The sequence below is a fragment of the Rhizobium sp. AAP116 genome, from assembly GCF_001295785.1.
GTDB lineage: Bacteria > Pseudomonadota > Alphaproteobacteria > Rhizobiales > Rhizobiaceae > Allorhizobium.
Map to the genome: position 1 here is coordinate 213,811 of NZ_LJIB01000011.1, position 25,637 is coordinate 239,447.

The following is a 25,637-nucleotide window of genomic DNA, read 5'->3' on the forward strand; positions in this document are numbered from 1 at the left end:
TCCGCGCGATTTCAAGATCGTCCGGTTGCTCATCGGCCGGCTGCACGGGGAGCTTTGCAGATGAACTCTTATACCAACATGGGCGTGGGTGCCTTTCTCGGCACCGTCTTCGTCCTGATGTCTGTGTCCATCGCTTCGGAAGGGATATTCCATTCTGAAGCGCCTGAGCAGGAAGGCTTCGCCATCGTGGCGGAAGAGGCTGCTCCGACTGACGCAGCACCGGAAGTCGCCGCCACTCCCATCGCAGTCCTGCTTGCCAGTGCCGATGCAGCCGCGGGCGAAGCGTCGTTCAAGAAGTGCGCGAGCTGTCACACCGTCGACAAGGGTGGCGCCAACAAGGTTGGCCCGAACCTCTATGGCCTTGTCGACCGTCCGATCGCCTCGCATGAAGGCTTCAGCTATTCGGCTGCCATCAAGGAATTTTCGCAGGGCGGCAGCGAGCTCTGGACCTGGGACCACCTGAACGAATTCCTCCTCGCTCCGAAGCAGCATATCCCCGGCACGTCGATGGGTTTCGCAGGCCTCAAGAAGGACGACGAACGCGCCAACGTGATCGTGTATCTGCACACCATGGCCGACAGCCCGGTTCCGCTGCCGTCGCCTGAAGCTGCTGCACCGGCTGAAGATGCTGCTGCGCCTGCTGACGCCGCTCCGGCAGATGCCGCTGCCGCACCTGCAGAGGCTCCGGCGGAAGCCGCCCCGGCCGACGCGGCGCCTGCGGCTCCAGCTGAGCCCGCGCCAGCTGCCCCGGCAGAGCCTGCTCCTGCACAGCCTGCAACGCCCTGATCGTCATAGCCTGCTGGCATTGACGCTACTGAGACACGCGCCCGGCCCCTTGTGGTCGGGCGTTTGTTTTGTCAGCGTCAGAGCAGGAACAGCGCCCAAAGTGAAACGGTTGCCACGCCGGCAGCAGTCGAGAGGGTAATGACCGAGGCTGCCAGTCCCTGGCCCACACCGAAGCGGTTTGCAATCAGCCAGGCATTGATACCCGTCGGAACGGAAGAGGTCAGAACGAGTGCTGCCGTCCATTGCGGTGAGAGCCCAAGCAGCGTGGATGCGAGCCAGACCACGGCTGGCATCAAGCCGAGCTTCAGCAGCGAAATGCTGCCAGCAATTTTTATGTTTCCCGCCATCCCGTATTTGTTCAGCGTCATGCCGAGCGAGATCAGTGCTGCCGGTGCTGCCATGCCGGCTACCTGAGCGACGATGCCGTCGATCAGCGCCGGAACAGGGGTGCCTACAAGCTGCAGAAGGACCCCGCCGGCGAGGCCAATGATCAGCGGATTGCGCACAAGATTGCCGCCCACCTGTTTGGAAACAGCGAGAATGCCTGTGGCATTGCGTCCTCCGCTTCTCTGCTCTGCCCGTTCCATGGCCAGAACGCCGGCGATCATCATCAGCGGCAGGTGCACGGCGAGCAGGATCGACATGGCGACGATCCCTTCCGGTCCGACGGTGCGTTCGACAAGCGGCAGGCCGATGAAGACATTGTTGGCAAAGGCTGCGGAAACGCCAGCGAGCACGCCGACCTTTTGGTCACGTCCGAAGATGCGCGTTGCCAGAAGATGGCCAATGATCCAGGTGATCAGAACCCCGGAGAAGTAGGCGATCCACAGCCGAAACGGAGAGGCGCCGTGGAAGTCGGCATTGGCGATCGTCCGAAGCAGAAGGAGCGGCACCGCGACCTTGAACACGAAGTCGCCCAACCCGTCACCGATCTCCGCGGTCAGGATCTTCAACCGGACGAGCGCCCAGCCAAAGAGAATGAGAATGAAGATGGGAAGGACGTCCTGGGCAACGGTGGTCATGAAAATCGACTCGTCATGGCAAGAAAGCCCTTCTTAGGCTTCTTGCCGCGCCCGGCCAATCCATCAGAAACGACAAAAGCAGGCGGGAGCCTGCTTCGACGCCCGGTCACACCGGGGTGGGATCTGCCGCCAGTACATCCGTGGTCGGCTTTCCCGTACGGAACCGTTCATGTCCCGGTGGACTCCAGGGGAGATGGTCATCCACGGCGAATTTGGTACCCGCCCGATGTAACGACCAGATGACGTCGGCCTGCTTTTCCCTTCCCATCGGCGGAAAAACGGCTATGACCGTCAGGCCAAGCAAACGGAGCCCCGGACCTCATGAGCCAGTTCGATGTCCTGACGATCGGCAACGCCATCGTCGACATTATTTCTCGCTGCGACGACCAGTTTCTGATCGACAATGCCATTACCAAAAGCGCAATGAACCTGATCGACGCCGAGCGTGCCGAACGGCTCTACGGCATGATGGGGCCGGCTGTGGAAGCCTCCGGCGGCAGCGCCGGCAACACGGCGGCCGGTATCGCCAATTTCGGCGGCAAGGCTGCCTATTTCGGCAAGGTGGCAGAGGATCAGCTCGGTGAGATCTTCACCCATGACATCCGCGCCCAGGGCGTCCATTTCCAGACCCGTCCCCTGGGCAGCCAGCCACCGACGGCCCGCAGCATGATCTTCGTCACCGAAGACGGCGAGCGGTCGATGAACACTTATCTCGGCGCCTGCGTCGAGTTCGGCCCCGAGGATGTCGAGCCCGACGTCGTCGCCAAATCCAAGGTCACCTATTTTGAGGGTTATCTCTGGGATCCGCCGCGCGCCAAGCAGGCGATCCTCGACTGCGCCCGCATTGCCCACGAGGCGGGCCGGGAAATGTCGATGACGCTCTCCGACAGCTTCTGCGTCGGTCGCTACCGCGCCGAATTCCTTGACCTGATGCGCTCCGGCACGGTCGACATCGTCTTCGCCAACGAGCAGGAAGCCCTGTCTCTCTACGAAACGGACGATTTCGCTCACGCGCTTGATCTGATCTCGAAGGATTGCAAGCTGGCCGCCGTTACCATGGGCGATCAGGGTGCCGTCATCGTGAAGGGGGAGCAGCGCATCCGTGTCCCTGCCACCAAGGTCGAGACGGTGGTCGATACGACAGGTGCCGGCGATCTCTTCGCCTCCGGCTTCCTCTATGGCTACACCAATGGTCGAAGCTTCGAGGATTGCGGCCATCTTGGCTGCTATGCGGCTGGCATCGTCATCCAGCAGATCGGCCCCCGACCGATGATGTCGCTTGCGAAGGGCGCTTCGGCGATCGGCCTTATTTGAAGGCCTCGCCCGGGTAGGCGCCCCAGATCTCATTCTGCGAGATCCAGCCGTTGACGCCGCCGGCCTCGGCCTGACACCAATTGCCGTTGCACTCCTTGAGCCTGAGCACGACGCCGGGCTCGAGCTTGGCAATGATGGCTGCGGACGAGTTGGAATCGCGTCGCATCATGACGTAGACAGCGTCGCCGTTGCCGCGCATCCACGGGGCGGCAACCGCCGTGCGCTCCCCGGTGAGTAGGGTCTGGTTCACCCAGCCCTCGGTCCCGTCAGCATCGCGGATCTGCCGCCAGTTTTCGTATTCGCGGATGATTTCGACCGGCAGTCCCGACTTCATGTAGCGCCAGGAGACGGCGTAGTCGGTGCTCGGACCGATACGCAGGTTCACCCTTTCGGCCTTCAGGCTGACGAACCGCGGCAGCGGCAGCCCGCTCGAACCCTTGGTCGTGGATTGGGCATGACCGGCGATCGGGCCGGCCACGAGAGACAGCGCAAGAACGCTGAATGCAATGCTGACGCGGCACAGATTATGAAACATGGTCATTCCGGGCTTAAGCTGTGGAAATGAAGGGCTTTCTGACCACCCCGAGACGCGTCGCGCGTATCAGGGACAAATCCGCCGTCATCCGACGAGTTTTGTTTGTCTTCGCCGACGGGTTTGGTAGAAATTGCCTTCCTGAGAAGCGAAGTATCCCGCGACTTGGTTAACGAGTTCTGAAGAAGGCATCGATGCGGCCCATGACGAACAGGAAAAGACCCCAGGTCTATATCACGCGGAAACTGCCCGATGCCGTGGAAACGCGCATGCGCGAGCTCTTCGATGCGGAATTGAATGTCGATGACAAACCTCGCACGCGCGAAGAATTGATCGCCGCCGTCAAATCGGCAGACGTGCTTGTGCCGACCGTGACCGACCGAATCGATGCAACCTTGATTGCCGAAGCCGGCCCGCAACTGAAGCTCATCGCCAGCTTCTCGAACGGTACGGATCATATCGACATCGATGCCGCCGCGAAAAAGGGCATCACCGTCACCAACACGCCGAACGTTCTGACCGAAGACACGGCCGACATGACCATGGCGCTCATTCTCGCCGTGCCGCGCCGTCTCGTTCAAGGCGCGCGCGTGCTGATGGACAAGCCTGGCGAATGGGAGGGCTGGTCGCCCACCTGGATGCTCGGACGCCGAATCTGGGGCAAGCGCATCGGCATCATCGGCATGGGCCGCATCGGCACTGCCGTGGCCCGCCGTGCCAAGGCCTTCGGCCTGTCGATCCATTATCACAACCGCAAGCGGGTCAGTCCGGCGACCGAAGACGAACTCGAAGCGACTTATTGGGACAGCCTCGACCAGATGCTCGCCCGCGTCGACATCGTTTCGGTCAACTGCCCTTCGACGCCGGCAACCTTTCACCTGCTCTCGGCCCGTCGCCTCGCCCTGCTGCAGCCGACAAGCTACGTCGTCAACACCGCCCGTGGTGACATCATCGACGAGGACGCGCTGGTCCAGGCATTACGTGCCGGCAAGATCGCCGGTGCGGGTCTCGACGTGTTCGAGAACGAGCCAGCAGTCAACCCGAAGCTGGTGAAGCTCGCCAACGAGGGCAAGGTGGTGCTCCTGCCGCATACCGGTTCGGCGACGATCGAAGGCCGCATCGATATGGGCGACAAGGTCATCATCAATATCAGAACCTATTTCGACGGCCACCGCCCGCCGAACAGGGTGCTGCCGAACCGCAACTGAGCCGCGTCAGGTAAGTCGCTTCTGCATCTCGATATAGGTCGGGCGGTCATAGCCGGCATGGCTTCTCTCGGCGGTTCTGACAAACCCCCAGGCGCCGAACCGGTCATGGTTGCCGGTCAGTTCGATCCGGGTCTCTAGCCGCAGCGCCTGTTTGCCGAGCTGTTGCGCGATCGCCTCGCCCTCCGCCAGCAGACGTCCGCCGATCCCCTGGCCTTGCGCCTCTGCGGCAACCGCGAGTTTGCCGAGATAGAGAAAATCCGGTTCGGGACGCAGAAAGGCGCAGCCCACGAGGGTTGCGTCCATCTCTGCGATCAGTGCGATTTCGTCACGAGCCTTGTCCGTGAGGGAGGCGATGGTCAGGCGATGCGCGGAGGAGGGAGGGTCGATGACGCCGTCCATATAGGCGAAGGACGCCATGATCAGCGCCAGCAGTTCCTCGTACTGCGAATAGCTCGGATCGATCTGACGGATGACGATGCTCATGTTCCTGCCCGGCGTTTGTAGCGGATGGTATCGAAACGGGCCGCAAGCCCATCATACATCAACAGCCGTCCGACCAATGGCTCGCCGATCCCGGTGATCACCTTGATCGCCTCCATGGCCATCAGGGTGCCGATGACACCCGTTAGCGCGCCGATGACACCGGCTTCTGCACAGGCTGGGATCAAACCCTCTGGCGGCGGTTCGGGGAAGAGATCGGTATAGCGCGGATACGCTACCCCGTCCGGCCCGCTCTCATAGGGTTTCAACACTGTCACAGTTCCGTCGAAGCGCCCGACGGCCCCCGTTACCAGCGGCACCTTCGCAAGTTCCGCAGCATCCGCTGCCGCATAGCGCGTCGAGAAATTGTCGGAGCCGTCGATCAGCAGCGTGAAGCGGGAGAGATGATCCCGGGCGAATGCGGCGTCGAATCGCTCTTCGTAGCAAACCGTGCGGCAATGCGGATTGAGCCGTGCGATGGCCCGCGCCGCGCTCTCCGACTTCTTCTCCGAAAGCGTTCCCGTGTCGTGGATCACCTGCCGCTGGAGATTGGAGAGCGACACCCCGTCGTCATCAACGATTCCGAGCGTGCCGACGCCGGCCGCTGCCAGATATTGCAGCACTGGCGAGCCGAGCCCGCCAGCGCCGATCACCAGCACGCGTGCGGCTTTCAGCAGTTGCTGTCCATGGCCGCCGACTTCTGGCAGCAGTATATGGCGATGATAGCGGGAGAGTTCTTCGGGCGAGAGCGGGTCCATGGGCGCTACCTTGCCACCCGAACATGAAGATGAAAAGCGCGCTCACGCATCGATCTCACCGTCTGTCACCGTCACGAACTGCGCCCGGTCGCCCAGTGCAGAAAACATTGCCTTGTCCGTGCCCGTCATGAAAGCCTGGCCGCCGAGTGCATCGATGCGGGCAAAGAGCGATGCTCGCCGGCCCTCGTCAAGATGCGCGGCGATCTCGTCGAGCAGCAGGATCGGCGCAAAGCCCGTCATGGTCGCCACCAGCCGGGCATGGGCAAGCACCAGCCCGATCAGGAGGGCCTTCTGCTCTCCCGTTGAGCAGCGCTCGGCGTCCATGTCTTTCTCGATGTGTCGCACCATGAGATCTGCCCGGTGCGGTCCATCCAATGTCCGGCCGGCTGCCGCATCCCGATGGCGGGATTGTGCGAGGATCTCGATATAGCGCTCTTCGAATTCGAACGCCGGTAGATCGGCCAGATCATCGAGAAAGCCGGTCAGGGCGAGGGAGGCAGATGGAAAGGCGGAGGTTTCCCTGTCCGCCTCGATCAGGCCGGAGAGCAATCCCAGCATCTCGCGCCGTGCGGCCGCCATGGCAACGCCCAGCGCTGCCATCTGCTGCTCGATGCCGGACAGCCAGGTCGGATCGAAGCGCCCTTCCGAGAGCAGCTTGTTGCGACTGCGCATGGCGCGCTCGAAATCGCTGGCTCGTCGTCCATGCGCTGGGTCGAGGGAGAGGACCAACCGATCGAGGAAACGGCGTCTATCGGAAGAGGAGCCGGTGAACAACCCGTCCATGGCCGGCGTCAGCCAGAGGATGCGCAGGTGGTCGGTGAGTTCGTCGACCGACTTTGCCGGGCCGCCATTGATCCGGAGACGCCGGACGAGGTTGCCTTCCTCCGTGGTCTCTGTGCCGGTGCCGATATCGGCCTCGCCAGCCATGCCGTCAATGGCGGCAAAGACGGTGAAGCTTCCGGAGGCCCCAATACGCGGAATGTCAGAGAGCACCGCACGGCGCAGGCCACGCCCGGGCGAGAGGAAGGAGATCGCTTCCATGAAGTTGGTTTTGCCGGCCCCGTTGTCGCCGACCAGCACCACATGCCGTCCGTCCAGCGCAAGGCCTGCCTGCGCATAGTTGCGGAAGTCTGTGAGTTTGAGCCGCTGGATCTGTGTCTTCTGGGTCATCGGTCGGATTCGCTGTCGCCTTGAGCTAGGCCGAATGTGTCGTGAAGGCAAGGCGCAAGCGCGCTTTCTGGAACTTGCCGAGGTGTGCGGCGCTTGGCGACCTGGAACTCTTTTTCAGACGCGTTAGTTTTACGTTATTGCCGCCGCTCTGGAGCCAGGCCATGTCTCTGCATTCCGATGATCTCACGCCCGAAGAAGCCCGACGCGACCACTGGGAGATGCTCAGCTTTCTTGCCCTCAACGCATCGCTCGGTGCAGCAATCGGTTTCCTGGTCGCTTTTGCCATCGTCTGGCTTGACCTCGGCGGCCTTGGCACCTCGCTCTCGCGCTCCAGCCACCCCGTGCTTCCGACGGTCATGATGGCCGTGCCGCTGGCGCTGATCTTTGCCGCGGCCGTGACCGCCTCTGCCGTCATGACCATGCCGTATCGCAAGAAGAAGCAGCGCTGATCCGATCCCTTCAGCGCCACGTTTGACGGGGCGTCCGTCTTGCGGCATCTAGGCCGCTTGAGAGACGATGGAGAAGATCATGGACACGCAGGACGAGCGCATCACGCGTCTGGAAGAGACCGTCGCCCATCAGACGCGGGTCATCGAGGAACTGTCGGACCAGCTGACCGAGCAATGGAAGGTGGTCGAACAGACCCGGGCCAAGCTGGATCGGCTCACGGAGCGCTTCCTGTCACTGGAAGAGCAGGGCCTGGAAGCCCCGGCCATCACCCGCCCGCCGCATTACTGAGCGTCACGACCCGTCGTCGCAAAGCCGGTCAGCACGGCATCGACGATGTGCGCGATCTGATCGGGTGACGGGTCGAGCCGACCGGTCAGCAGCCGCTGCCAGCAGAAGCTCGAGAACAGTTCCATGACGAGTGGGATGTCGAGGCCGGCGCGGATATCACCTCGCGCCACGCCCCTCTCCAGGATCACGCCGCTTGCCCGGCAGCGCGTCAATGCGTAGTCGCGCAGCGCCTCCAGAGCCGCCGGATCGCTCTGTGCCTCGGCGATGATCGAGCGGAAGACCTCGCCGCCACTCCTCTGCCAGAAGCCGAGCAACGTCTCGAGAAAGGCGATCAGGTCGCCGCGTGCGTTTCCGGTATCAGGATAGAAGGTCTCGCCCTTCTGCCGGTGGTACACATCGAGAAGCAGCGCTGCCTTCGAAGGCCACCAGCGATAGATCGTCGGCTTTCCGGCCTTGGCCCGTCGTGCCACTGCTTCGATCGAGAAGGCTGACAACCCGCCCTCGCGCAGGATCTCGGCCGCTGCCGTCAGGATGGCGTCCTCGCTGGCCGGGTTCCGCTGTGCACCGATCGATGTACGCTTTGTGATGTCAGGTGCAGTTGTCGTCACAGTCTGTACTCCTCTGCTATTCCCCTAGCAGAAAAATCTATTGAACGAAACGGCCCGTTTCAATATAAACGGAACGTACCGTTCTTATGGAGCCTCCCATGTCCAACCCAACAGCATCCCGCCCAACACCGTCCAAGCATCGCCTTGCCCTGCTGATGCTGCTCGTCATCTATCCCTTCGTCACCGCCATTCTCTACGTCCTGATGCCCTTGACCGAAGGTTGGCCGATCTGGGCTCGCACGGCACTTCTGGCGCCGATCATGGTGCTGTCGATCGTCTATGGTATCGCTCCGGCGATCCACAGGCACTTTGCCTGGTTCATCTTGCGCCAGCCGCGTCTCCTGGCCTGACCTCATGCAAAAGGGGCGGCCCCCTTTCGGACCGCCCCTTGCAAATCTTGTCTCTGACGATCGCTCGCTCAGTCGCTGAGCGTATCGAAGAAATCCTTCATCCGGGCAAAGAAGCCCGTCGATTCCGGGTTGTTTTCCTTCGACGACAGCTGTTCGAACTCCTGCAGCAACTCGCGCTGACGCTTGGTCAGCTTCTGCGGCGTCTCGATCTGGATCTGAATGTAGAGATCACCGACCTGCGTCGAGCGCAGAACCGGCATGCCCTTGCCCTTGAGGCGGAACTGCCTGCCGGGCTGGGTGCCCTCCGGAACCGTCACACGCGACTTCGTCCCATCCAGCGTCACCACGTCGAAGGTTCCGCCCAGTGCCGCCGTCGTCATCGAGATCGGCACGGAGCAATAGAGATCCGCCCCGTCACGCTGGAAGAACTCGTGCGGTTTCACCGACAGGAAGATGTAGAGATCGCCCGAAGGGCCACCGCGAAGTCCGGCTTCGCCTTCGCCCTGCAGGCGGATGCGCGTGCCGTCCTCGATACCAGAGGGAATGCTGACCGAAAGCGAACGCTCTTCGGTGATGCGGCCCTGGCCGTGGCACTTGCCGCAGGGGTCTGAGATCGTCTGGCCACGACCGTGACAGGTCGGGCAGGTGCGCTCGATCGAGAAGAAGCCCTGGGCCGCACGTACGCGACCAGAGCCCTGACAGGTCGTGCAGGTCTTCGGCTGCGTTCCGGGCTTGGCGCCCGAACCCGTGCAGACATCGCAGGTGATAGAGGTCGGAACCCGGATCTGCGCAGTCTTGCCGGTAAAGGCCTCTTCGAGACTGATTTCCATGTTGTAGCGCAGGTCTGCACCACGTTCGCGACCGCCGGTCGATCGGGCACGCCCGCCGCGGCCGCCACCCATCATCTCGCCGAAGATGTCCTCGAATATGTCGGAGAAGCCGCCACCGGCAAATCCGCCGCCGCCGCCGCCAAAGCCGCCACCGCCCATGCCGCCCTGTTCGAAGGCGGCGTGGCCGAAGCGGTCATAGGCCGCACGCTTCTGCGGATCCTTCAGAGTTTCATAGGCCTCGTTGAGTTCCTTGAACTTCTTTTCCGCCTCATCGTCACCCGGGTTCTTGTCCGGGTGGTATTTCATGGCCAGCTTGCGGAAGGCGCCCTTCAGCTCCTTCTCGTCCGCCGTCCGGCCAACCCCGAGGGTCTCGTAGAAATCTGCTTTTGCCATGGTTTTACAAAGCTCTCAAAGCTTTCCCAACGCTCGTGTGGCTGCCCGTCGCCTTGCCGGCCTGCTTGTCACAGGCCTGCATGTCTTTCTGGAAGTCGGACGCAGCCAAGATCGCATCCTGCATCAGAAGCGTGCGTGCTTCGCCATTGCTAATCAGTCCGTCTGCGGACGTCACCGCCGCAAAGGCCAGCGAATGCGCAGCCATGTCGCAGGACGAGACTTCGCCACCGTTCTCACGCCTTTGAAGCGCCGATTCGATGATCTTGCCGAGATCGTTGCCGATGCGGGAAAGGGAATTGCTGTCCTTCGCGGAAATCGCCTTGGCCACCTTGGCCTCGGCGGCGCTCACCTGGCGGTGAACGGCGCTGACCTGTCCCCTGTCCTGTGCCACGGCACCAGTCGCCAGAATCAACGAAAATGCGGCTGGCCCGAAGGCCAGCCAAGTCTTGGAACGGCGTCCGAAGTGGCCCTGCATCAAGCCGACTTCTTCGCGTCTTCGTCCTTCACTTCTTCGTAGTCGGCGTCAACGACGTTGTCGTCCTTGCCACCATCTGCGTCGCCTGCACCGCCATCGGCCTGCTGGGACTCGTAGATGGCCTGGCCTAGCTTCATGGAAACTTCCATGAGGGTCTGGGTCTTGGCCTGGATGTCGTCTGCATCAGGCTCGGAGGCTTCGATGGCGCCCTTGAGGGCCGCAATCGCATCCTCGATCGCCTTGCGATCCGTTTCCGAAACCTTGTCGCCATACTCGCTGACCGACTTTTCGGTGGAGTGAATGAGGCTTTCAGCCTGGTTCTTGGCTTCGACGACGGCGCGACGCTTCTTGTCGGCCTCGGCATTGGCTTCGGCGTCCTTCACCATCTTCTCGATGTCGGCGTCGGAGAGACCACCGGAGGCCTGGATGCGGATCTGCTGTTCCTTGCCGGTGCCCTTGTCCTTGGCCGAAACCTGGACGATGCCGTTGGCGTCGATATCGAAGGTGACTTCGATCTGCGGAACGCCACGCGGCGACGGCGGCAGGCCGACCAGGTCGAACTGGCCCAGCAGCTTGTTGTCCTGCGCCATTTCGCGCTCGCCCTGCGATACGCGGATGGTGACGGCCTGCTGGTTGTCTTCGGCGGTCGAGAAGGTCTGGCTCTTCTTCGTCGGGATCGTCGTGTTGCGATCGATCAGACGGGTGAAGACGCCACCGAGCGTTTCGATGCCGAGCGACAGCGGGGTTACGTCGAGCAGCAGCACGTCCTTGACGTCGCCCTGCAGAACGCCGGCCTGGATGGCGGCGCCAAGAGCAACCACTTCATCCGGGTTGACGCCCTTGTGCGGCTCCTTGCCGAACAGCTGCTTCACGACTTCCTGGACCTTTGGCATGCGGCTCATGCCGCCGACGAGAACGACTTCGTCGATATCGGCTGCAGAGACGCCGGCATCCTTGAGGGCTGCCTTGCACGGTGCAATCGTACGCTGGACGAGGTCGTCGACCAGGCTTTCGAACTTGGCGCGGGTCAGCTTCATCGTCAGGTGCTTAGGACCGGAAGCGTCTGCGGTGATGAAGGGCAGGTTGATTTCGGTCTGCTGCGAGGACGACAGCTCGATCTTGGCCTTTTCGGCGGCTTCCTTCAGGCGCTGCAGGGCCAGCTTGTCGCCCTTCAGGTCGATGCCCTGGTCCTTCTTGAACTCGGCTGCGAGATATTCGACGAGGCGCATGTCGAAGTCTTCACCGCCGAGGAAGGTGTCGCCATTGGTCGACTTCACTTCGAAGACGCCGTCGCCGATTTCTAGAACCGAGATATCGAAGGTACCCCCACCGAGGTCGTAGACGGCGATGGTCTTGCCTTCCGTCTTGTCGAGGCCATAGGCAAGTGCTGCAGCCGTCGGCTCGTTGATGATGCGCAGAACTTCAAGGCCGGCAATGCGGCCGGCATCCTTGGTGGCCTGGCGCTGCGCGTCGTTGAAGTATGCGGGAACGGTGATGACGGCCTTTTCGACCTTTTCGCCGAGATAGGCTTCTGCCGTTTCCTTCATCTTCTGCAGGATCATGGCAGAGATCTGCGACGGGGAATAACCCTTGCCCTGTGCTTCGACCCAGGCGTCGCCATTGTCACCCTTGACGATCTGGAACGGCACGAGGCCCTTGTCCTTCTCGACGGTCGGATCTTCGTAGCGACGACCGATCAGACGCTTGACGGCGAACAGGGTGTTGGTCGGGTTGGTGACCGCCTGGCGCTTGGCCGGCTGGCCGACGAGGCGTTCGCCATCGTCCGAAAACGCCACCATGGACGGCGTGGTGCGTGCGCCTTCCGAATTCTCGATGACCTTTGCATCTTTGCCGTCCATGACGGCGACGCAGGAATTGGTCGTTCCAAGGTCGATACCGATTACTTTTGCCATGTCATATTCTCCTTGAAGCAGGCCGTCGGAACCCCAATCAGGCATTCCTGACAGCCCCTCGACGTGGATGGTCTGGGATACACTGCAGCGCCGCTGCGGTTATGTCGCGTATATAAGAAGCGGAATTTCTGACTGCAAGGCTGGAAATCCGCTGGAAACCCGTAAAAAAGAACAGATTGGTGCAGCGTTTTCATGGGCTTTGCCGCACCCCTCGGTCCTTGACAGACCGGCTATACTAGAGTCGCGGCCTTGCGTCAGGCCGACGGCATCTCGCCGTCCTCATGTGGCCCTTATTGTCCCAGGATCAAGTCGAGCAGAGTGGTTCTGCGCGTGCCTTGCCCTCCGCCGACCTCGGCCGGCGGTATGGGGCCTGCCGAACCAGTCACATCCTGCGAGGGAGCAGCACCTGCGGGATAGTCTTCGGCATAGACGGGATCGCCGGAATACCGCTCTTCACCGCCACCCTGGAAGACGTCTGATATGATCGTGCCGATTGTCATCGGATCTTCCGCCGGCGCCGGCTCGATGAAGTCACCACCCGGCAGCGGGGCCGGCGCAAGCCCCTGATGCGCCGCTGTCATGAAATCATGCCAGGCCTTGGCAGGAAGCCCTCCGCCGGTCACCTTCTTCATCGACTGTCCATCGTCATTGCCGAACCAGATGCCCGTGGTCAGATTGCTCGTATAGCCAACGAACAGCGCGTCGCGGAAGGACTGCGTCGTGCCCGTCTTGCCCGCCGCTTCCCATCCGGCTAGCCGTGCATTCTTTCCCGTGCCATGATCGATGACATCGCGCATCATCGCATTCATCGCAGCGACCACTCCGTCGTTGAGCACCTTCGGCGGCTCGAGATAATTGTTCTCGTAGAGCAGTGTGCCATCGGCCTTGGAGATCCGCCGTACGATATGCGGCGTCGCTTTGTAGCCGCCATTCATGAAGGGCGCATAGGCGGCCGTCAGTTCGAGGAGCGAGACTTCCGAGGTGCCGAGCGCGATGGAAGCATTCTTTTGCAACTCCGATTCAATACCCATCCGGTGCGCGACCTTGATCACCTGATCGGGTCCGACTTCCATGACCAACTGGGCGGCTATCGTGTTCAGCGATTCGGCAAGTGCCTGAGTCGCGGTCACTTGTCCCCGATACTTCTGGTCATAATTCTCAGGCGTCCAGGAGCCGATGCGGATCGGTGCATCGTTGCGCACCGAAGTCGGACGCAAGCCATTCTCCACCGCAGCGGCATAGACAAAGGGTTTGAACGCCGAACCGGGCTGGCGCTTTGCCTTGACCGCCCGGTTGAACTGGCTTTCGGCATAGTCCCGCCCGCCGACAAGGGCCCGGATAGCACCGGTCCCGTCGATGGAAACGAGGGCTGCCTGCGAGGCATTGACCTTATCGCCCTCAGCCTCAAGCGATTCCGTCAGTGCGGCCTCGGCCTTCTTCTCCAGCGTCATGTCGATCGTCGTCTCGACCACGATGTCTTCGGTCACCTTGCCGATCAGCAATGTCACCTCGTCGCGCACCAGATCGGCGACATACTGGCCTGCACCGCTCCAGTAGCGCTTCGCCTTGGTCGGCGGTTGCGACATCGCCGTCTTGATTTCGTCGGCCGTAATATAACCCTCTTCGAGCATTGCCTGGAGAACGACCTGGGCACGCGCTTCGGCCGCCTCCGGGTCGCGCGCCGGCGAGAGCCGGGACGGTGCCTTCAGCAACCCTGCCAGGAGTGCGGCCTCGCCGAGGTTCACGTCGCGGGCCGACTTGTTGAAATAACGCCGCGATGCCGCTTCGACGCCATAGGCGTTCGAGCCGAAAAACACCCGGTTCAGATACATCGCCATGATCTGGTCCTTGGTGTATTTCTGCTCCAGCCAGAAGGCGAGCAGCACTTCCTGCACCTTGCGCTCGATGGTGCGCTCCGGAGACAGGAAAAGGTTCTTGGCCAGCTGCTGCGTCAGCGTCGAGCCACCTTGCACCGCCCGCCCATTCGTCACATTGGTGACGATCGCGCGGGCGAGGCCGAGAGGATCCACGCCGAAGTGCGAATAGAAGCGCCGATCTTCGATCGCCATCACCGCCTGCGGAATGAAGGGCGACATTTCCTCAAGCGGCAGCGCTTCGCCGCCGGTCGCGCCGCGGTTTGCAATCACGGTGCCTTCGACGGACACGATCTTCATGTTCGGCGGACGCTCGGGGATCGACCAGCTGCTGGCGCTCGGCATCTGCGAGCCATAGTAGGCGACCAGACCCACCACACCGATGCCACACCAGATAGACAGCACGAAACCCCAGTAGATCAGCTTTCCAAGCCCAAATCCGCCGCCACTGTTTTTCGCTTTCCGGCTCTTCTGGTTGCCGGACTTGCCGCGCTTCGCCGAACCCGCCGTCTTCTTGCCACCGGCGCGTACCGGCCGGCCACCGATGACACGATCATCTGCATCCAGACGGAAATCCTCGTCCTCGCGCTCGTCGCCGAAGCTCGGTTCAATACGGTCGCGGGATTTGCCTCTGCTCACCATTGCGGTGATCTTGCTCCAGATGCTCGTTATGCGCTGCCTAAGGAAGACAGGCGCGGAAATGGCTTCAAGAAATCTCGGACGATCATCTACTCTCGTCGAGCCGATGATCGCGCAATTGCACAGTAATTGCGGCGATTTAAGGGGTGGTTAAAGTCCGGTAAACAAGCTCTGAACGAGGCGTGAAGCTACTGGCAGAGATCTGCCCAGACGCCATCGACCAGTGACCTCATGCGCTCCGGCGCAATCTTCACCGCAGCATTCGTCGCACCTGCGGCCGGAACCACCTCGTCGAAGGCCCGGAGCGAGAGATCACAATAGACCTTGAGAGGCGAGGGCAGGCCGAAGGGGCATACTCCGCCGACAGGATGGCTCGTCGCCTCGACCACGGCTTCGGCATCGAGCATGCGCGGCTTCACGCCGAAACGATCCTTGAACTTGCGATTGTCCAGACGCTTCGTGCCCGCGGTGACCACGAGCACCACGTCTTCGCCGATCCTCAAGCATATCGTCTTGGCGATCTGGTCCGGCTCGACGCCATGCGCTTCGGCCGCAAGCGCCACGGTGGCGGAGCTTGCTTCGGTGACGATGACGGAGATGTCGGGTCCGTTTTCCCGGAAGAACTGTCGGACGGATTCGAGGCTCATGATGAAACTCTATCCGCAGCCACATCCGCTTTTCAAGCGCCCTTGCATCTTGAAAGCCGGATCGAGCATCCCCATCTCTGGATCACCATGCGATGGAGCGTTTGCGGAGATCCTGTTTCAGGAACTTCAAAACGCTTAACCGGTTGTTAAGCATCCAGAGCGATCATCTAGATCCGGGATGCGGTTCACGAAGGTGGGCCAACATCCGAGACATCGAATGGCACGTTTCCGTCCCTGACCACGGATGTACTGGCAGGCAAGCGTAGAAGCGTAAAGGAAAGGCCGGTTTTTGACCGGCCTTTTTGCTTTTCTGGCCTCAGCCGTTTGCGAGCGCGTCAAGAATACGGATCCACGAGCGGATGCCCTTGTGGAACGAGTTGAGGTCATACTTCTCGTTTGGAGAGTGGATGCGGTCGTCGGTCAGGCCGAAACCGACCAGCAGCGAATCCATGCCCAGCATCTTCTGGAAATCGCCGACGATCGGGATCGAGCCGCCCATGCCGATGATCACGGCCGGCTTCGGCCATTCATCCGACAGTGCGTTCTTCGCCTTGGTCAGTTCAGGCGAATCATAGGAGAGCTGGATGGCCGGCGAGCCGCCATGCTCGTGGAACTCGACCTTGCAGTCGGCGGGAATGCGGGCCTGTACAAAGGCGCGGAAGCTTTCGCGCACTTTGGCCGGATCCTGGGTGCCGACGAGGCGGAAGGAAATCTTCGCAGAGGCCTTGGCAGCAATCACGGTCTTGAAGCCTTCGCCGGTATAGCCGCCGATGATGCCGTTCACTTCCGCCGTCGGCCGCGCCCAGGTGAGCTCCAGCACGGAACGGCCCTTTTCACCCGCCGGGACAGACAGGCCCACCTCGCCGAGGAAGCTTTCCGCCGTCCGCCCCAGGCTCTCCCAGGATGCCTTGATGTTGGCGGGGGTCTCCTCGACACCTTCGTAGAAGCCCGGAAGGGTGACCTTGCCGGTTTCGTCATGCAGATCGGCAAGGATCTTCGTCAGGATATGAACGGGGTTGGCCGCTGCACCGCCGAAGAGACCCGAATGCAGGTCGCGGTCGGCGGCGATGATGGTGACTTCTTCGCCGACGAGGCCACGCAGGGCCGCAGCAATCGCCGGCGTCTCGCGATCCCACATGCTGGTATCGCAGACCAGCGCGAAGTCGGCCTTCAGCTCATCGGCATTCGCAGCGAGGAAGGGCTTGAGCGACGGCGAGCCGGATTCTTCTTCGCCCTCAAATAGGATGGTGATCTTGACCGGCAGCGAACCCTTCACCGCCTTATAGGCGCGGCAGGCTTCAACAAACGTCAAAAGCTGACCCTTGTCGTCGGATGTGCCGCGACCGGTGATGACCTTGCGGCCATCCTTCTCCTTGATCGCCGGCGCAAAGGGATCGTCTTCCCAGAGGTCGAGCGGATCGACCGGCTGTACATCGTAATGACCGTAAAACAGCACATGCGGCGCGTCGGCCGTTTCAGCTGCGTGATGGGCGACCACCATCGGATGGCCGGGCGTATCACGCAGCGAGGCATCGAAGCCGAGCTCGGTGAGCACGGATACCAGCCACTCGCCGGCCTTGCGGCAATCGGCCTTGTAGGCCGGATCCGTCGAAATCGAGGGAATGCGCACGAGATCGAACAGCCGTTCGAGGCTCTGCGGCAGGGCCTCGTCGGCCTTGGCGAGGATGGGGGAGAGATCGGTCATGGTCATGTCCTGCAAATTTGAAAGTGCGGCGGACGATAGACCAAAGCTCCTGATGTTTCGAGGCGTTCTGACCGCGAATTTTTCTCAACTGCGCATCAATATCTGCTCACAGCTTGCGGGCATTCGCGATCGCCCAGCGGATGTATTCCTTCAGCAATTCCTTCTCGAAACGCCGGAAACCCTGGAAGATAGCCTGCTCCGCCGCTTCGGCGGCAGCCATTGCTTCCTCGCGCATGTCCCGCGCCTTGTCGGTCAGGAAGATCTGCTGCGCGCGTCTGTCCTTGGGGTGAACGCGTCGCTCGATCAGCCCGTCGCGCTCCATCCGGGCGAGCGTATTGGCGATCGTCGCCTGTTCGACATCGACCCGGTCGAGCAGCTGCCGCTGCGTCAACCCTTCTTCTTCCCAGAGCTCGAGCAGAATCGGGAATTGTCCCGGGGAGAAGCCGAGCTTGGCCGCCCGTGCCTGCAGCGCCCGTGTGAACCCGCGCGCAAGCTGGCTCGCCAGCCAAGTGGCGGACTCGGAGCGGTCGGGGATCGTACGGTCATTGGCCATGGCGCTCGACACGTCGTCGTGGTTCGTCGTTAGGGAATGATCGCATGCGATCCATTTCCGAGGCTGACTAATTTTGGATTTTCATGCGAGGGGAACGGAAGCCGCCGTGGCGTTAGGCGGGGGGACTGCCACGACGGCTCCGGAATATGGGGACAAAGGCCCGGAGAGGGGGATAAGGCCTTTGCCCGAGTCTGAAGCGGCGGGGGACGAGCCTCTTTCAGACTACGGCGTGATCAGGCGCCGATGACTAGGATTTGTGATCTGGAATGTGGTTTTTCAAGGGAAGACGGGATTACAAATCGGTAAGCTTTTCGTGATGGTTTACCCGTGATCCGTCGGTGATCCAACGATAAAGGGCTGCCTGCTAAGGCGAGCGATTTCGCCGCATTCGACCCAAACCGTCATGGACGTTTCAGCCGCCCCGCGCTATCCATGCCGACATGAAAAAAGGCGATCATCTCTTCCTCGTCGACGGCTCGGGTTTCATCTTCCGCGCCTTCCACGCCATCCCGGCCCTCAACCGCAAATCGGACGGCCTGCCCGTCAATGCGGTTTCCGGCTTCTGCAACATGCTGTGGAAGCTGCTGCGCGATGCGCGCAATACAGATGTCGGGGTCACGCCGACCCATCTCGCTGTTATCTTCGACTACTCCTCGACGACATTCCGCAAGGAAATCTATCCACTCTACAAGGCAAATCGCTCGGCCCCGCCGGAAGATCTGATCCCGCAATTCGGCCTGATCCGTCATGCGACGCGCGCCTTCAACCTGCCCTGCATCGAGACCGAAGGCTTCGAGGCCGATGACATCATCGCCACCTATGCCCGCCAGGCCGAGGCCGTCGGCGCCGATGTCACCATCGTCTCCTCCGACAAGGACCTGATGCAGCTCCTGACCGCGAACGTGCACATGTACGACGCGATGAAGGACAAGCAGATCGGCATTCCCGACGTCATCGAGAAATGGGGCGTGCCGCCGGAAAAGATGATCGACCTGCAGGCGATGACCGGCGATTCGACCGACAACGTGCCTGGCATCCCCGGCATCGGTCCGAAGACCGCCGCCCAGCTTCTCGAAGAGTTCGGCGATCTCGAAACTCTGCTGTCCCGGGCCGGCGAAATCAAGCAGGTCAAGCGCCGCGAAAACATCATCGCCAATGCCGAGCTCGCCCGGGTCTCCCGCCAGTTGGTCGAACTGCGCACCGACGTGCCGATCGACATGAAGCTCGAAGACCTGGTGCTGGAGCCGCAGGACGGACCAAAGCTGATCGGCTTCCTCAAGGCGATGGAATTCACCACCCTGACCCGGCGCGTCGCGGAGGTCTGCGATTGTGATGCGGGTGCCATCGACGCCGCTGTTGTTTCGGTCGAATGGGGTGACGCCGCCCGCGGTCCCGATCTCGACGCCGGCGACGTTCCCGCCTCGTCCGGGACGCCGACCTCGGCGCTGTCAGCCGCATCGTCTTCGGCTCCGGCAGCAAGCCCCGACGGCAAGACACCCGCCGATCTCGCCGCAAGCCGCGCCAATGCATTCGCCGGCAAGCCGATCGACAGAAGCGCATACGTGATGATCCGCGATATCGAGACCCTCGAGCTCTGGATTGCTGCTGCCCGGGAAACCGGCCTCGTCGCCTTCGACACCGAGACCACCTCGCTCGATCCCATGCAGGCCGAACTCGTCGGCGTCTCGCTCGCCATCCAGGACAACGTCCTGTCACCCGGCTCGCCGGACATCCGCGCGGCCTACATTCCGCTCACCCACAAAACCGGTGTCGGCGATCTCCTCGGCGGCGGTCATGCCGAAGGCCAGATCCCGATGAAGGATGCGCTTGCCGCATTGAAGGGCCTGCTCGAAGATCCGTCGGTCCTGAAGGTCGCGCAGAACCTCAAATACGACTACCTGGTGATGAAGCGCCACGGCGTTACGCTCCAGTCCTTCGACGACACCATGCTGATGTCCTACGTGCTCGACGCCGGCAAGGGCAATCACGGCATGGACGGCCTGTCGGAGAAGTGGCTCGGCCATACCCCGATCCCCTACAAGGACGTCGCCGGTTCCGGCAAATCCTCCGTCACCTTTGATCTCGTCGACATCGATCGCGCCACCGCCTATGCGGCCGAAGATGCCGACGTGACGCTACGTCTCTGGCTGGTGTTGAAACCCCGTCTGGCAGCCGAAGGCCTCACCCGTATCTACGAGCGTCTGGAGCGCCCGTTGGTGCCGGTGCTCGCCCATATGGAAGAGCGCGGCATCACCGTCGATCGCCAGATCCTCTCCCGCCTGTCGGGCGAGCTTGCCCAGAAGGCCGCCGCCACCGAGGACGAGGTTTACGAACTCGCCGGCGAGCGCTTCAACATCGGCTCGCCGAAACAGCTCGGCGATATCCTGTTTGGCCGCATGGGCCTGCCCGGCGGCTCCAAGACCAAGACCGGCCAGTGGTCCACCTCAGCCCAGGTGCTGGAAGATCTCGCCGCCGAGGGCGCGCCGCTGCCGCGCAAGATCGTCGACTGGCGCCAGCTCACCAAGCTGAAGTCCACCTATACCGACGCGCTTCCCGGCTATATCCATCCGCAGACCAAGCGCGTCCACACGGGCTATTCGCTCGCCTCGACGACGACGGGCCGCCTGTCATCGTCGGAACCGAATCTGCAGAACATCCCGGTTCGCACCGCCGAAGGCCGCAAGATCCGCACCGCCTTCATCTCGACGCCGGGCCACAAGCTGCTCTCGGCCGACTACAGCCAGATCGAATTGCGCGTGCTCGCCCACGTCGCCGAGATCCCGCAGCTGCGTCAGGCCTTCGCCGACGGCATCGATATCCATGCCATGACCGCGTCGGAAATGTTCGGCGTGCCGGTCGAGGGCATGCCGTCGGAAGTCCGCCGCCGCGCCAAGGCGATCAACTTCGGCATCATTTACGGCATCTCCGCCTTCGGCCTCGCCAATCAGCTGAGCATCGAGCGCTCGGAAGCCGGCGATTACATCAAGAAGTATTTCGAGCGCTTCCCCGGCATCAAGGACTACATGGAGAGCACCAAAGCCTTCGCCCGCGAGCACGGCTATGTGGAAACCATCTTCGGCCGCCGCGCCCATTACCCGGAGATCAAGTCGTCCAACCCCTCGATGCGCGCCTTCAACGAACGCGCCGCCATCAATGCCCCGATCCAGGGCTCGGCCGCCGACGTGATCCGCCGCGCCATGATCCAGATCGAACCCGCACTCGTGGCTGCCGGTCTTGCCGAACGCTGCCGCATGCTGCTGCAGGTGCATGACGAACTGATCTTCGAGGTCGAGGACGAGGCGGTCGATACCGCCATGCTTGTCATCGTCGACATCATGGAGAATGCGGCAATGCCCGCCGTCTCCATGCGCGTGCCGCTCAAGGTCGACGCCCGCGCCGCCCACAATTGGGACGAGGCGCACTGAGAATTCCCGGCTTCGGCCGGCATTGAAACAAGGGGTCGTTTCGACCCACAGGAGTATGAACCTTGGCCTTCACCACCATCAACGGCAATGTCGTCCATTACGAACTGATCGGAGAGGCGAAAGCCAAGAACCTGATCGTTTTCTCCAACGGGCTCGGCACCGACTTCCGCATCTGGCTGCCGCTCTTCGATGAACTCGGCGATGACGTCTCGGTCCTGTTTTACGACAGCCGCGGTCACGGCCTGTCCGGCGGTGCCGACAAGCCCTTCGGCATGGCCGATCTGGTCTCGGATCTCGCGACCCTCTGCGACGAACTCGGCATCCGCAAGGCCACCTTCTGTGGCCTCTCCGTCGGCGGTCTCGTCTGCCAGGGTCTCTGGCAGGAACGGCCGGATCTGTTCCGCAAGCTCATCCTCTGCGACACCGCCCCCCGCATCGGTTCTGCCGAGATCTGGGCCGAGCGCATCGCAGGCATCGAGAAAGACGGGATCGAAAGTGCTGCCGACAGCGCCATGGCGCGCTGGTTCACGCCGGCCTTCCATGACGACCGTGCCGACGAACTGGCCGGTTACCGCCTGATGATGACCCGCCAGTCAAAGGCCGGCTATCTCTCGACCTGTGCCGCCCTGCGCGACACGGATTTCTCCGACGTCCTGCCGACCATCACGGTTCCCACGCTCTTCGTCGTCGGCGACCAGGACGGCTCGACGCCGCCCGCCACTGTCGAGGCCGGCTCCCAGCTGGTGCCTGACGCGCGTTTCGAGGTGATCGACGATTGCGCCCATATCCCCTCGGTCGAGCAGCCGGAAGCGCTCGCCGAGCTGATCCAGGGCTTCATGCGCAAGCAGGCGAACTGAGAATAGTCACTGAAAATGAGAGAAGCCGCCTCATGGGCGGCTTCTTTCATTTCGGGGAGGGTGGTGACGCTCAATGCGCGGCGGACATGTCGCCCAGCACTTCCTTGGAAGCCACCGTCGAATCCGCGTTCAGCTTGTAGACCATGGGAACGCCCGTCGCGAGATTGACGCCGAGGATCTGCTCCTTGGTCAGCTTGTCGAGCACCATCACCAGCGAGCGCAGCGAATTGCCGTGGGCTGCGACCAGCACCTTCTCGCCCCGCAGCACGCGCGGCAGGATTTCGGTCATGTAATAAGGCCACACGCGGGCACCAGTGTCGCGTAGGCTTTCGCCACCCGGCGGCGGGATGTCGTAGGAACGGCGCCAGATGTGCACCTGCTCCTCGCCCCACTTGGCGCGCGCATCATCCTTGTTGAGGCCGGAGAGATCACCGTAGTCGCGCTCGTTCAGCGCCTCGTCCTTGATCGTCTCAAGACCGGTCTGGCCGACGTTTTCGAGGATGATGTCGCAGGTTTTCTGCGCGCGCGTCAGGACGGACGTGAACGCGATATCGAACTTAATGCCGTAGTCGGCCAGCGCCTTGCCGCCGGCATTGGCTTCCTGCACACCGAGTTCAGTCAGGTCCGGATCACGCCAGCCGGTAAACAGGTTCTTCAGGTTCCAGTCGCTCTGGCCATGGCGCACGAGCACGAGGGTACCGGTCATCGACAATTCCTCTCTTGACGATCAGGGGGTGGAGTTGAGCCCGAGCACGTCGAGCATGGTATAGCGGCCGGGCTTCTTGTCCCGGGCCCAGATGGCGGCCTTTAGCGCACCACGAGCAAACAGCGAACGGTCGGTCGCACTGTGAGACAGCGTGACCATCTCGCCTTCGCTGGCAAACAGCACGGAGTGTTCGCCGATGACGGAGCCGCCGCGCAGCGTGGCAAAGCCGATCGAACCCTCTTCGCGCGGTCCGGTATGGCCGTCGCGCACCCGAACGGAATGATCAGCAAGCGAAATGCCACGGCCCTCGGCCGCTGCCTCGCCGAGCAAAAGCGCCGTGCCGGAAGGCGCGTCAACCTTGTGCTTGTGGTGCATCTCGAGCACCTCAATATCCCAGCCGGCTGCGTCGAGCGCCTGGGCCGCCTGCTTGATCAGAACCGAGAGCAGATTGACGCCGAGGCTCATATTGCCCGACTTCACGACCCGCGCATGCCGTGCGGCCGCATCGATCTTCTCTTCGTGCTCCGGCAGGCAGCCGGTGGTGCCGATCACATGCACGATGCGCGCCTGGGCCGCCAGCGCCGCGAATTCGACGGTCGAAGCCGGCGTGGTGAAATCGATAACGCCATCGGCATGCAGGAAGGCTGCCAGCGGATCGTCGGTCACGGCAACGCCGAGCTTCGGCACGCCTGCCAGTTCGCCTGCATCTTGGCCCAGCACGGCCGAGCCGGCCCGTTCGACCGCCGCATGCAGCACAAGGCCCTCTGTCTCGCTGATCAGCTTGATCAGCGTCTTGCCCATGCGACCGGCGGCACCGACGACGACGAGCTTCATGGGCGTATTCATGCGGGTCTATTCCTGGCTGATGAACTGGCCGTTCGGAGCGGCCTGCAGATTGTTGAGGCGAGCGTAAAGACCGCCCTGTCGCTGTGCAAGGCTCTCATGCGTGCCTTCTTCCACCACCTCGCCGTCCTGCATGACAATGATCTTGTCGGCATTGACGACAGTCGAGAGGCGGTGCGCGATGACGATCACGGTGCGACCGGCCATGGCCGCATCGAGTGCCTGTTGCACGGCCGCTTCCGATTCCGTGTCCAGCGAGGATGTTGCCTCATCGAGGAGCAGGATCGGTGCGTTGCGCACCAGCGCGCGGGCGATCGAGAGCCGCTGCCGCTGGCCACCGGAAAGCGTGATGCCGTTTTCGCCGACGGGTGTGTCGTATCCCTGCGCTTGGGCGAGGATGAAGTCATGGGCGTTTGCAAGCCGTGCCGCATCCTCGATCTCGGCATCGGTCGCCTCCGGGCGTCCGTAGCGGATGTTGTCGCGAATCGTGCCTTCGAAGAGGTAGGGTTGCTGCGACACATAGGCGAGCTGCCGGCGCAGCGACGATTTCGTGATGTCGGCAATATTCTGCCCGTCGATCAGGATTTCGCCTTCGGCCGGGTCATAGAAGCGCGGAACAAGTGTGATAACCGTGGACTTGCCGGCGCCTGACGGACCCACAAGCGCGGTTGTCTTGCCGCCCTGTGCGGTGAAATTGAGTTTGCGCAAGACAGGCTCGTTCGAGCCATAGGCAAAGGTCACGTCGCGGAACTCGATCTTCGCCTCGGACACCGAAATCTGCTTGGCGCCGTCCTTGTCCCGCTGGTTCGGCTCCGTGTCGAGGATCTCGTAGATCATCCGCGCATTGACGGCGGCGCGTTCCATGAACACCTGCAGGCGCGCCAGACGCTTGGCGGGCTCGTAGGCGAGCAGCAGGGCCGTGACGAAGGAGAAGAAGGCCCCTGGCAGCACGCCGCCATAGATCGATTGATAGGCGGCATAGGCCATGACACCGGCAATCGATAGGCCCGCCAGGCTTTCGGTCAGCGGTCCGTTGCGTTCGCTGAGGCGGGCAATCCTGTTGGCGCGTCCTTCTGCGGCATCGATCGTCGACTGGATCTTGTTCTCCAGCTGGCTTTCCATCGTGAAGGCCTTGACGATCGCAATCCCCTGCACCGCTTCCTGGATGGCCCCCAGCACATGCGAATTCAGAATCACCGATTCCTTCGTCGCGCTGCGCAGGCGACGGGAAATGTAGCGAAGGCCGAGGAAAAGCGGCGGCGCTACGGTGAACACGATCAATGACAGGACAATGTCCTGATAGAACATCACGCCCAGCAGCGCGATCAGTGTCACGAGGTCGCGGGCGAGCGACGTGATCGTCATGTTGAGGACGTCACGGATCCCGTTGATGTTCTCGTTGATCTGCGCTGCGAGCCGTGCGGACCGGGCTTCACTGAAATAGCCGATGGAGAGCGACATCAGATGTGAAAACAGGCGCAGCTGGTAGCGCGCCACGATGTTGTTGCCGATCCTGGAGAGCGTCACGGCCTGACCGTATCCGGCAAAGCCGCGAAGCACGAAAGCCGCAAAGATCGAGCCGCAGATGATCCAGACGAGATCGGCGCGCCGGTTGGCAAAGGCCTCGTTGATCACGGCTTCCATGATCCAGGCGGTAAATGCGGTCGTCAGGGCAACCGTGAGCAGGCAGACGATGGCAAAGGCATAACCGCCCACATGCTGCCGCCCGTTCTCGGCGATGACGCGCTTCAGGACGGCGGAGACGCTGTCCATGTCTGGCTGGCGGGTCTGGCTATCGTGAGCGTCCAAAA

The 25,637-nt window shown here is 62.1% G+C and carries 24 protein-coding genes; 8 read left to right on the forward strand and 16 right to left on the reverse strand.

Going from position 1 to position 25,637, the window contains the following annotated elements; translation table 11 throughout:
• The first annotated feature begins 60 nt into the window (after positions 1-60).
• Positions 61-786, forward strand: coding sequence for a cytochrome c family protein (locus IP85_RS09350; protein WP_054149395.1), 726 nt, complete (start codon positions 61-63; stop codon positions 784-786).
• 77 nt (positions 787-863) lie between these two features.
• Here IP85_RS09350 and IP85_RS09355 read toward each other — a convergent pair whose 3' ends face one another.
• Positions 864-1,808, reverse strand: a complete 945-nt coding sequence (locus IP85_RS09355; protein WP_054149396.1) for an AEC family transporter — start codon at positions 1,806-1,808, stop codon at positions 864-866.
• 321 nt (positions 1,809-2,129) lie between these two features.
• Here IP85_RS09355 and IP85_RS09360 point away from each other — a divergent pair, with 321 nt between their 5' ends.
• Positions 2,130-3,122 carry an adenosine kinase gene (locus IP85_RS09360; protein ID WP_054149397.1) on the forward strand — a complete coding sequence of 331 codons (993 nt, stop codon included), beginning with the start codon at positions 2,130-2,132 and terminating at the stop codon, positions 3,120-3,122.
• Here IP85_RS09360 and IP85_RS09365 read toward each other — a convergent pair.
• The gene (locus IP85_RS09365; protein WP_150127470.1) at positions 3,115-3,657 is read right to left on the reverse strand and encodes an SH3 domain-containing protein; all 543 of its coding nucleotides are present in this window, start codon (positions 3,655-3,657) and stop codon (positions 3,115-3,117) included. The two genes, IP85_RS09360 and IP85_RS09365, sit on opposite strands and share 8 nt — an antisense overlap.
• A gap of 200 nt (positions 3,658-3,857) precedes the next feature.
• Here IP85_RS09365 and IP85_RS09370 point away from each other — a divergent pair, with 200 nt between their 5' ends.
• A complete protein-coding gene (locus tag IP85_RS09370) occupies positions 3,858-4,862 on the forward strand; it encodes a D-glycerate dehydrogenase (RefSeq protein WP_054149512.1) in 1,005 nt (334 codons plus the stop codon).
• A gap of 6 nt (positions 4,863-4,868) precedes the next feature.
• Here IP85_RS09370 and IP85_RS09375 read toward each other — a convergent pair whose 3' ends face one another.
• From IP85_RS09375 to recF, 3 genes are read right to left on the reverse strand one after another with little or no spacing between them, the layout of a single operon-like run.
• Complete coding sequence (locus tag IP85_RS09375; RefSeq protein ID WP_054149399.1) at positions 4,869-5,345, reverse strand: GNAT family N-acetyltransferase; 477 nt, start codon at positions 5,343-5,345, stop codon at positions 4,869-4,871.
• On the reverse strand, positions 5,342-6,100 hold the full coding sequence (locus IP85_RS09380; RefSeq protein WP_054149400.1) for a molybdopterin-synthase adenylyltransferase MoeB: 759 nt from the start codon (positions 6,098-6,100) through the stop codon (positions 5,342-5,344). The genes IP85_RS09375 and IP85_RS09380 overlap by 4 nt, the downstream gene beginning before the upstream one ends.
• Before the next feature lie 42 nt (positions 6,101-6,142).
• On the reverse strand, positions 6,143-7,270 hold the full coding sequence (gene recF, locus IP85_RS09385) for a DNA replication/repair protein RecF (RefSeq protein WP_054149401.1): 1,128 nt from the start codon (positions 7,268-7,270) through the stop codon (positions 6,143-6,145).
• Positions 7,271-7,431: 161 nt separating this feature from the next.
• On the opposite strand from recF, the gene IP85_RS09390 reads away from it, so the two are divergent.
• Together IP85_RS09390 and IP85_RS09395 are read left to right on the forward strand one after the other, a co-directional pair.
• The gene (locus IP85_RS09390; protein ID WP_054149402.1) at positions 7,432-7,719 is read left to right on the forward strand and encodes a hypothetical protein; all 288 of its coding nucleotides are present in this window, start codon (positions 7,432-7,434) and stop codon (positions 7,717-7,719) included.
• A 79-nt stretch (positions 7,720-7,798) separates the two neighbouring features.
• Positions 7,799-8,008 carry a SlyX family protein gene (locus tag IP85_RS09395; RefSeq protein WP_054149513.1) on the forward strand — a complete coding sequence of 70 codons (210 nt, stop codon included), beginning with the start codon at positions 7,799-7,801 and terminating at the stop codon, positions 8,006-8,008.
• On the opposite strand, the gene IP85_RS09400 is transcribed toward IP85_RS09395, so the two are convergent.
• Positions 8,002-8,616 carry a TetR/AcrR family transcriptional regulator gene (locus IP85_RS09400; protein WP_054149403.1) on the reverse strand — a complete coding sequence of 205 codons (615 nt, stop codon included), beginning with the start codon at positions 8,614-8,616 and terminating at the stop codon, positions 8,002-8,004. The two genes, IP85_RS09395 and IP85_RS09400, sit on opposite strands and share 7 nt — an antisense overlap.
• Positions 8,617-8,714: 98 nt before the next feature.
• Here IP85_RS09400 and IP85_RS09405 point away from each other — a divergent pair, with 98 nt between their 5' ends.
• Positions 8,715-8,966: a hypothetical protein gene (locus IP85_RS09405; RefSeq protein ID WP_245280842.1), complete on the forward strand. Its 252-nt coding sequence runs from the start codon at positions 8,715-8,717 to the stop codon at positions 8,964-8,966.
• Positions 8,967-9,034: 68 nt separating this feature from the next.
• Here the strand turns inward: IP85_RS09405 and dnaJ are convergent, their stop codons facing one another.
• From dnaJ to IP85_RS09440, 7 genes are all read right to left on the reverse strand, one after another.
• The gene (dnaJ, locus tag IP85_RS09410) at positions 9,035-10,189 is read right to left on the reverse strand and encodes a molecular chaperone DnaJ (protein ID WP_054149405.1); all 1,155 of its coding nucleotides are present in this window, start codon (positions 10,187-10,189) and stop codon (positions 9,035-9,037) included.
• 4 nt (positions 10,190-10,193) lie between these two features.
• Positions 10,194-10,664: a hypothetical protein gene (locus IP85_RS09415; RefSeq protein WP_054149406.1), complete on the reverse strand. Its 471-nt coding sequence runs from the start codon at positions 10,662-10,664 to the stop codon at positions 10,194-10,196.
• Entirely contained in the window at positions 10,664-12,577 is a 1,914-nt protein-coding gene (gene dnaK / locus IP85_RS09420; RefSeq protein WP_054149407.1) for a molecular chaperone DnaK, read from the reverse strand. The genes IP85_RS09415 and dnaK overlap by 1 nt, the downstream gene beginning before the upstream one ends.
• A gap of 290 nt (positions 12,578-12,867) precedes the next feature.
• Positions 12,868-15,093, reverse strand: coding sequence for a transglycosylase domain-containing protein (locus IP85_RS09425; RefSeq protein WP_054149408.1), 2,226 nt, complete (start codon positions 15,091-15,093; stop codon positions 12,868-12,870).
• Between the two features lie 185 nt (positions 15,094-15,278).
• The gene (locus IP85_RS09430; RefSeq protein WP_054149409.1) at positions 15,279-15,737 is read right to left on the reverse strand and encodes a YbaK/EbsC family protein; all 459 of its coding nucleotides are present in this window, start codon (positions 15,735-15,737) and stop codon (positions 15,279-15,281) included.
• Positions 15,738-16,053: 316 nt separating this feature from the next.
• A complete protein-coding gene (locus IP85_RS09435; RefSeq protein WP_054149514.1) occupies positions 16,054-17,442 on the reverse strand; it encodes a dipeptidase in 1,389 nt (462 codons plus the stop codon).
• A gap of 106 nt (positions 17,443-17,548) precedes the next feature.
• Positions 17,549-17,995 (reverse strand): MarR family winged helix-turn-helix transcriptional regulator, encoded by a 447-nt coding sequence (locus tag IP85_RS09440; RefSeq protein WP_054149410.1) that lies wholly within the window; start codon positions 17,993-17,995, stop codon positions 17,549-17,551.
• Positions 17,996-18,435: 440 nt separating this feature from the next.
• On the opposite strand from IP85_RS09440, the gene polA reads away from it, so the two are divergent.
• Positions 18,436-21,420 (forward strand): DNA polymerase I, encoded by a 2,985-nt coding sequence (gene polA / locus IP85_RS09445; protein ID WP_054149411.1) that lies wholly within the window; start codon positions 18,436-18,438, stop codon positions 21,418-21,420.
• Between the two features lie 62 nt (positions 21,421-21,482).
• Complete coding sequence (gene pcaD / locus IP85_RS09450) at positions 21,483-22,277, forward strand: 3-oxoadipate enol-lactonase (protein WP_054149412.1); 795 nt, start codon at positions 21,483-21,485, stop codon at positions 22,275-22,277.
• A 70-nt stretch (positions 22,278-22,347) separates the two neighbouring features.
• On the opposite strand, the gene IP85_RS09455 is transcribed toward pcaD, so the two are convergent.
• The 3 genes from IP85_RS09455 to IP85_RS09465 are packed head-to-tail and all read right to left on the reverse strand — an operon-like array spanning position 22,348 to position 25,635.
• Positions 22,348-22,983 carry a 2,3-bisphosphoglycerate-dependent phosphoglycerate mutase gene (locus IP85_RS09455; RefSeq protein WP_054149413.1) on the reverse strand — a complete coding sequence of 212 codons (636 nt, stop codon included), beginning with the start codon at positions 22,981-22,983 and terminating at the stop codon, positions 22,348-22,350.
• Between the two features lie 21 nt (positions 22,984-23,004).
• Positions 23,005-23,829, reverse strand: a complete 825-nt coding sequence (gene dapB / locus IP85_RS09460) for a 4-hydroxy-tetrahydrodipicolinate reductase (RefSeq protein WP_156322807.1) — start codon at positions 23,827-23,829, stop codon at positions 23,005-23,007.
• Between the two features lie 6 nt (positions 23,830-23,835).
• Positions 23,836-25,635: an ABC transporter ATP-binding protein gene (locus IP85_RS09465; protein ID WP_054149414.1), complete on the reverse strand. Its 1,800-nt coding sequence runs from the start codon at positions 25,633-25,635 to the stop codon at positions 23,836-23,838.
• Positions 25,636-25,637: the final 2 nt, after the last annotated feature.

Excerpts from the sequence above, each read along its gene's own strand:
- IP85_RS09350 (WP_054149395.1), top strand. The coding sequence starts at position 61 with ATGAACTCTTATACCAACATGGGCGTGGGTGCCTTTCTCGGCACCGTC.
- IP85_RS09355 (WP_054149396.1), bottom strand. The coding sequence starts at position 1,808 with ATGACCACCGTTGCCCAGGACGTCCTTCCCATCTTCATTCTCATTCTC.
- IP85_RS09360 (WP_054149397.1), top strand. The coding sequence starts at position 2,130 with ATGAGCCAGTTCGATGTCCTGACGATCGGCAACGCCATCGTCGACATT.
- IP85_RS09365 (WP_150127470.1), bottom strand. The coding sequence starts at position 3,657 with ATGTTTCATAATCTGTGCCGCGTCAGCATTGCATTCAGCGTTCTTGCG.
- IP85_RS09370 (WP_054149512.1), top strand. The coding sequence starts at position 3,858 with ATGACGAACAGGAAAAGACCCCAGGTCTATATCACGCGGAAACTGCCC.
- IP85_RS09375 (WP_054149399.1), bottom strand. The coding sequence starts at position 5,345 with ATGAGCATCGTCATCCGTCAGATCGATCCGAGCTATTCGCAGTACGAG.
- IP85_RS09380 (WP_054149400.1), bottom strand. The coding sequence starts at position 6,100 with ATGGACCCGCTCTCGCCCGAAGAACTCTCCCGCTATCATCGCCATATA.
- recF (WP_054149401.1), bottom strand. The coding sequence starts at position 7,270 with ATGACCCAGAAGACACAGATCCAGCGGCTCAAACTCACAGACTTCCGC.
- IP85_RS09390 (WP_054149402.1), top strand. The coding sequence starts at position 7,432 with ATGTCTCTGCATTCCGATGATCTCACGCCCGAAGAAGCCCGACGCGAC.
- IP85_RS09395 (WP_054149513.1), top strand. The coding sequence starts at position 7,799 with ATGGACACGCAGGACGAGCGCATCACGCGTCTGGAAGAGACCGTCGCC.
- IP85_RS09405 (WP_245280842.1), top strand. The coding sequence starts at position 8,715 with ATGTCCAACCCAACAGCATCCCGCCCAACACCGTCCAAGCATCGCCTT.
- dnaJ (WP_054149405.1), bottom strand. The coding sequence starts at position 10,189 with ATGGCAAAAGCAGATTTCTACGAGACCCTCGGGGTTGGCCGGACGGCG.
- IP85_RS09415 (WP_054149406.1), bottom strand. The coding sequence starts at position 10,664 with ATGCAGGGCCACTTCGGACGCCGTTCCAAGACTTGGCTGGCCTTCGGG.
- dnaK (WP_054149407.1), bottom strand. The coding sequence starts at position 12,577 with ATGGCAAAAGTAATCGGTATCGACCTTGGAACGACCAATTCCTGCGTC.
- IP85_RS09425 (WP_054149408.1), bottom strand. The coding sequence starts at position 15,093 with ATGGTGAGCAGAGGCAAATCCCGCGACCGTATTGAACCGAGCTTCGGC.
- IP85_RS09430 (WP_054149409.1), bottom strand. The coding sequence starts at position 15,737 with ATGAGCCTCGAATCCGTCCGACAGTTCTTCCGGGAAAACGGACCCGAC.
- IP85_RS09435 (WP_054149514.1), bottom strand. The coding sequence starts at position 17,442 with ATGACCGATCTCTCCCCCATCCTCGCCAAGGCCGACGAGGCCCTGCCG.
- IP85_RS09440 (WP_054149410.1), bottom strand. The coding sequence starts at position 17,995 with ATGGCCAATGACCGTACGATCCCCGACCGCTCCGAGTCCGCCACTTGG.
- polA (WP_054149411.1), top strand. The coding sequence starts at position 18,436 with ATGAAAAAAGGCGATCATCTCTTCCTCGTCGACGGCTCGGGTTTCATC.
- IP85_RS09455 (WP_054149413.1), bottom strand. The coding sequence starts at position 22,983 with ATGACCGGTACCCTCGTGCTCGTGCGCCATGGCCAGAGCGACTGGAAC.
- dapB (WP_156322807.1), bottom strand. The coding sequence starts at position 23,829 with ATGAATACGCCCATGAAGCTCGTCGTCGTCGGTGCCGCCGGTCGCATG.